The 5984-nt window shown below is 47.5% G+C and carries 3 protein-coding genes; all 3 read right to left on the minus strand.

Features of this window, described 5'->3' with window-relative positions; genetic code table 11:
- Positions 1-169: 169 nt before the first annotated feature.
- Positions 170-1768 (minus strand): SpoIID/LytB domain-containing protein, encoded by a 1599-nt coding sequence (locus ACE1AQ_RS06905; RefSeq protein ID WP_110543353.1) that lies wholly within the window; start codon positions 1766-1768, stop codon positions 170-172.
- 214 nt (positions 1769-1982) lie between these two features.
- Complete coding sequence (locus ACE1AQ_RS06910; RefSeq protein WP_110543355.1) at positions 1983-3032, minus strand: hypothetical protein; 1050 nt, start codon at positions 3030-3032, stop codon at positions 1983-1985.
- Between the two features lie 146 nt (positions 3033-3178).
- On the minus strand, positions 3179-5272 hold the full coding sequence (locus tag ACE1AQ_RS06915) for a PP2C family serine/threonine-protein phosphatase (RefSeq protein ID WP_110543357.1): 2094 nt from the start codon (positions 5270-5272) through the stop codon (positions 3179-3181).
- Positions 5273-5984 lie beyond the last annotated feature (712 nt).

Raw genomic sequence — 5984 nt, forward strand, 5'->3', positions numbered from 1 at the left:
GAATTAAATATAAAATAAACGTAGGTTGGGTTGAAGCATGAAACCCAACGCCCGCATGGGTTACGCTACCGCTAACCCATCCTACAAATAATTGTGCCTACCTACTTAACTGATAACTGATAACTGATAACTGATAACTGATAACTGATAACTGATAACTGATAACTGATTAATTTCCTCGCCAAAAGACAATCGAATTATTGAGAGGTTGGATGATAGTGCCGGGATAATAGAAAGCGAGAATTTGTTCAGGAGACCAACCCAAACGGGCTAAATTATAGGAACCAAATTGACTTAATCCTACCCCGTGGCCGAAACCGCCACCAATAAAGTTATAACCCTGGATCTGTCGATTGGTATCGTAGATAGGATCGATGTAGAATAGGGTACTGCGAGGCGGTCCTAAGGCACTACGCACCTCATTTTTATGCAGTTCCAAAATCCCCTTATCGGTTTGAATAGTCATAGTCAGAATCCGACCGGAAGGAGAGCGCTTAGTCACTTCCATCCATTGAATTTTCTGGAAGTGGGCAAGGGGATGTTTTCTGCGTGTTAAATAGGTTTCTAGGTCTTGACTCAAATCAGCTAAAGAAGCTTGTTTTTGCCAGCGAAAAACCCTTCGGCCTGTCTCATTAAAACCATCTTTAAGATTAATAAACTGGCGAAAAGTTGTCTCATTAGCGAGGGATTGTTTCGACAGATCCCAGACTCGATTAGGGGAGTCCACCACTGCCCGGAGATAAGGTCTTTCTTCCCCATCCCACACATCACTAAAGAGGGCAGTTACCCCGCCGGTGGTGGAGGAATAAAGGGCATCCACTAACTCATTTTGGTAGGTTAAAACTAGGCCTCGCGTGGCCGTGATCGCTTGATCAGCCCGGGGATTAGTTCCCGTCAATCCATAATAAACTTGACAATGGGTATCGGCACAGAGTTCGTAATTATCGGCTTGAAAACGGCGCAGATTGCGGAGGGCGTAGGTGCGGGCGATAATAGTTTGCGCCCGGGTGGCACTTTCCGGGGCATCATGACCGATTTCGTGGGGTACAACCCCGCGCAGGTAGGTTTCGAGGGGAACGTTATTAACTAGGGTAAAAGTGCCGTAGGCGTTGGGCTGTAGGCGCATGGTTCCCCCGTACAAACGCACCTGATTGGGGCTATGAGTAACTTGAATCAGGTTTTTTTGGCTCTCGATTTCTAATTCTTTGGGAAAATAGCGCACCCCGTTGATCTGGAAAGAAACTTGCGGCTTTTCTTTGAGTAAAACACTATTAATATAGGGTTGATTGTGGCCTTTGGTTTGCAAACTGGTCAGCAACCAACGTCGCACTAGGGGATTTTCATAAACTTCTCGCTTTGCCCAAACCTGCCAGCGTCCGGGTTGGGTAATTTCTACTTTAATGCCCATTTTTGCCCAATTTTTGGCGCTATTTTCGGCGGTTTCAAAAGTGGCGTGGTCGCTCAAAATGACTTTTTCTTGGAGGATGGGAGAAGCGAGGGGACGGGGAATAACTTCTAATTGTAGGCGATTGGTTTGCAGAGTTTGGGATTGGCCATCTTCTCCCACCACGCGCAGGGTGAGATTATCACCACTGGTACTACTCAGGGTTAATTTTTCCTTGGCTTCATCGCCAAAACGTTGGACAATGCCCACTCTCAGAAGGACATCCTTGGCCATAGCGGCAGGAATTAGGGTTAAACTGAGCAAGATCGCCGCAGTTATGGAACCGATGCTAATTATTGGTTTTTTTTCCTTGATTTTTAGCATAAAGTCAAGTATCTGTTAATAAGTTTTCATAAAATTTGAGGATATTCAGAAATTATAGCAGCAAGCTATCAGCTTTTTAGCCATCAGACTTCGGCGTGAGCTTTTGTCGAACGCTTTTTGCTCTCCACTTCCCACTGATAACTGATTACTGCTCACTGAAAAGTCTCCCCACTTGCCAATTCATAATTCATAATTCATAATTCATAATTCCCATCTAACTTCCCCCATCGCTGATAATGCGTAAACGTACCATTTTTTGCCCACCTTCATCCAGTTCTACTTCGATCACTTCACTGGTTAAACTTTCTAAACAGGTTAACATCGATCGCAGATGGGGATTACTTGCTCCCGTATCCACATAGAGGCGATCGGACAAACTACCTAAACGTTTCCAAGTAGTATAAAGTTTAGCCACGGCCTGCTCTAATTGTGTGGCTTGTTTAACCAGATCCGCCGCCGTATTTAGACAATCGACGCGCAACGCTTCTTCTAGAGCCATTTCAATATCTAAATTACCCCGTCGGAGAGTTTGTACTTGGGCCGCCGCGTCGAGATATTTAGCTAAACTGCGTGCTTCCGAGGTGATTAGTTTTACCGTATCTACATCGGGATTAGCGGCGATTTCTTGACGGAGAGTGTCGATATGAGTATCGGGTAACTTTTCTAATTCTTTCACTAGGGGAGCGAGATGACGCGCCGGTAAACTGCCATCGCTGGCCTTTTCCTTCACTTCATCGGGTAGTAAATCTGAACTCATAGCCGTCCATTCATCGGCCAATTGCTTCACCTCCCGACGGGTAATTCTCTCCCCTTGTCGGGCCGCATCACTGACTAATTTTTGAATTTCGGGGGCAGATTTGGCCGTTTCTACGAAGGCGCGTTTACTAAACTTATTGATACTATCGGGATCCAGTTGTCCTTCCGCCAGGAGAGTATCGGCACTATTAGCCAATTGAATCAGAGCATAAGCTTGACTTTTAGTGATTTCTCGCTGTTTTAACCAGTTTAAAAAGCCTGTACCCCGACTATCACCGCCTTGCTTCTCCCGGTCGCGAATAGCTCGCAAAATTCGCCCCCGCCAGATTTCCGTTTGCAAATCAAAGCGATCGCAGACTTGCCAAAAAGAATCCAGTTGCTGCTGAAAATCATGATCTTGGATGGTTTCATCTTCGGGATCCGGCAGTTGAAAGTTAAACTCTAGAGGCGTTTCAAAGGCATCAATGATCGCGGAGGTGTCGGAGGGGAACGTGGCAGCATCAACCATATATGATAGACTCGGCAGTTAATCAGGCATTTTATCTTAACTCGCTCTGGCAACCCCCGACAAGCCGATTAATCTTCAGCCACATATAGGGAAGTGGGGAAGTGGGGAAGTGGGGAAGTGGGGAAGTGGGAATTAGGAATTATGAATTAGGGATTGGGGGGACTAGGACCTGTGACAGGTGCAGGAGGTGTTGTCCCGGTCGTGGGACTCGGACTGGTGACAGGTGCGGGAGGTGTTGTCCCGGTCGTGGGACTAGGACCTGTGACAGGTGCAGGAGGTGTTGTCCCGGTCGTGGGACTCGGACTGGTGACAGGTGCGGGAGGTGTTGTCCCGGTCGTGGGACTAGGACCTGTGACAGGTGCAGGAGAAATCGATGGATTGGAAGCGGGATGACGACTCAGGAATTGCCAAGCGATCGCCACCAGCAAACCGAAGACCCCGACAGCGATCGCTGCTAGGACTAGAGGTGAAACGCTAGTACGCGCAGGGGGAGAGGTAGGACTAGAAAGAGAAGAAGATGCAGGGGTGGAAGTGGGTATTGACGTCACCACTTCTTCTCCGGGGCAGGTGTCCCCGCTGGGATCAAAATCTTGGTCATTAAGATTGGCAATAATCCGTTCTTTGGCCTGAGCATAAACTAAAGGCGTGACAGGTTCAGCCGCAGGAACTACCCGACAATAAACTAGGGCGATGGTGGAGTTATCGTGACCGTTTTTCTGGTTAGCTAGTTGTAATAAACTTTCCCCCACGGCGGTTACAGTTTTCTCCCCTTGCAAAAGAGGCACGATTTCACTGTCCCAGTATTGTTCTACCCGATCATAATCACTCAAACCATCGGAACAGAGCAGAAAAACACAATCTTGATCAACAATCAACCTCTGAACTGTGGGATGGAGATTAGTGGCGCTACCCATCCCCAAAGCTTGCACCAAGGCCCCGGCGTTGGGATACTGTATGGCATCACGATAGAGGAGATAGCCTAATTTCACTTCCCGGTCAGCGAGATCATCATCCACCGTCACTTGATGACAACCCTGGGCAGTAATCCAATAGATACGGGAATCCCCCACATGGGCTGCGTACATTTCCTGGGCATGGGCAAAAGCCATAACTAGAGTAGTACCCATGCGCTGACGATCTTGTCTTAATTCCCGATCATTGCGTTGACTGATCAGATCATTGGTGACACGAATCGCCTGTTCGAGGACAAGACTGTGACTATCGGGATAGAATTCAATATCGCTCGTGGGACTGTGATTAATTTCCCTACTCAGGGTTTCGATCGCCAATTGAGCAGCGATTTCGCCCCCTTCCTGACCGCCGATGCCATCACAGACGATTACCAGGGGATTTTGACTATGGGCCAGGGTTATGGCCTGATTAGTCGGGGGATAACAGGCATCCTCGTTGTGTTCCCGCAGCGGACCGGTATCGGTGCAGGTAAAAATCTCATAGGTGCGTTCTTGACCTGCACCGTAGTGCTGTAGTGCATAATCGAGCATAGCGATCAGGGATTCCGGGCGATCGAGATCACCGGATTCTAGCTCTTGGGTCAGGGATGCGAGAAAATCTTGAATATTAGCGGCTGCCGTCGGGATCAGACCGGTCCACAGGGTCCCTAAATCTCGTAGATTGGGAGTGGTAGCCTCGTCTTTACTTAATTCTAGCAATTGCAGCAGTTGATTATTCACTCTGGTCAGAGAAGGGTTGAGCAGACTAGAGACCACAGCTTTTTTCTGGAGGGGATGCCAGAGTTTGGCCATTTGCCATAACCAGTGAATTTGCCTTAAATCGGAAGCTTGCGACCAAACCTCGGCCAGAGTGGGCAATAGTTGCGGATAAATTAATTCTCCCGTTTCATCGAGGGGAATAGTGCCGTATTCTAACAGCCAGATGTCCATATCTAAGCGTTCATCGGGACTGGGAATATAGCCATAGACTTGGGGAATGTGGAGACGGAAGGGTAACAATTTTAGGTAGAGGGAAACCCAGCTAGGAGGTTCGTCTGGCGCTTGGGGTGCTTGAGCGGGTTTAGTATCAAGAACAATTTGTGGTTGTTTGACCAAATAACGATTATCAATTAGCTCACCCAGACGATAATAGGTTCTCACCCAATCACCCATCATCCATAAATAGCGCTTAACTAAAGGAGTACCGCATTTTTCACAGAATCTATTAGTGAGGGCGTTGGGGGATAGACAGGTTAGGTTTTGACATTGGAGGGTTATCACGGAATCCATGAAAACTGCTGACTCCTAAAGCGCGATTAGTATAGGTTAATAAAATAGCGTGTTTTTAGCCCCGTTGACTGCCAGTGTATTGCAGTGTTTCCCAAATTTTACCCTTTGTGGCTCGATCGAGAATAATTAATGCTGACACTGCCATCCCTAGGGGCTGTCTGGGGTTGGGGAAGTGGGAATTATAAATTATAAATTATGAATTGGGGAGATGGGCAAGTGGGGAAGTGGGGAAGCTGTCTCATCACCCTATCACCCGTTCGGACCTCGGCGTGAGACTTCGGCGTGAGCTTTTGTCGAACGCTCAGTCGAACGCTGATCTCACGGCCGAAGCCCAAAACCCTATCACCCCAGGGTAAGCGTATGTAAAAATGTAGCAAATTATACAGACATCTAAGACAAGTAATGATATTAAATCCGTTGAGTATAGGCTACTTAGGAGGATAGGCAAAAGGCAAAAGGGAATAAATAATCAGTTTTTAATAACCAGATTTAGTATAAGGTGTAGGCAAGAGGCATGACAATTTGTCAGCTTTCCTTCCCTGGAGAGGACTTTTAGAGGATGATAGTTGTTGTCCCACTGATTCGCGACCCTCTCATGTCCCAAGGATTTGCTCCCACGCTGACTCAAGGAAAGAACCGTCGGAAAACTCTGGAAGCGAGCGCTCTGAGTCAGCGTCTGAAGGACTGTTTTGCCGCAATTAAAGACCCTCGG

This window comes from Microcystis sp. BLCC-F209 (genome assembly GCF_041928595.1).
Taxonomy (GTDB): domain Bacteria; phylum Cyanobacteriota; class Cyanobacteriia; order Cyanobacteriales; family Microcystaceae; genus Microcystis.

Bases quoted from the DNA above. Each gene is read 5' to 3' on its own strand.
- ACE1AQ_RS06910 (WP_110543355.1), bottom strand. From the start codon at position 3,032: ATGGTTGATGCTGCCACGTTCCCCTCCGACACCTCCGCGATCATTGAT.
- ACE1AQ_RS06915 (WP_110543357.1), bottom strand. From the start codon at position 5,272: ATGGATTCCGTGATAACCCTCCAATGTCAAAACCTAACCTGTCTATCC.
- ACE1AQ_RS06905 (WP_110543353.1), bottom strand. From the start codon at position 1,768: ATGCTAAAAATCAAGGAAAAAAAACCAATAATTAGCATCGGTTCCATA.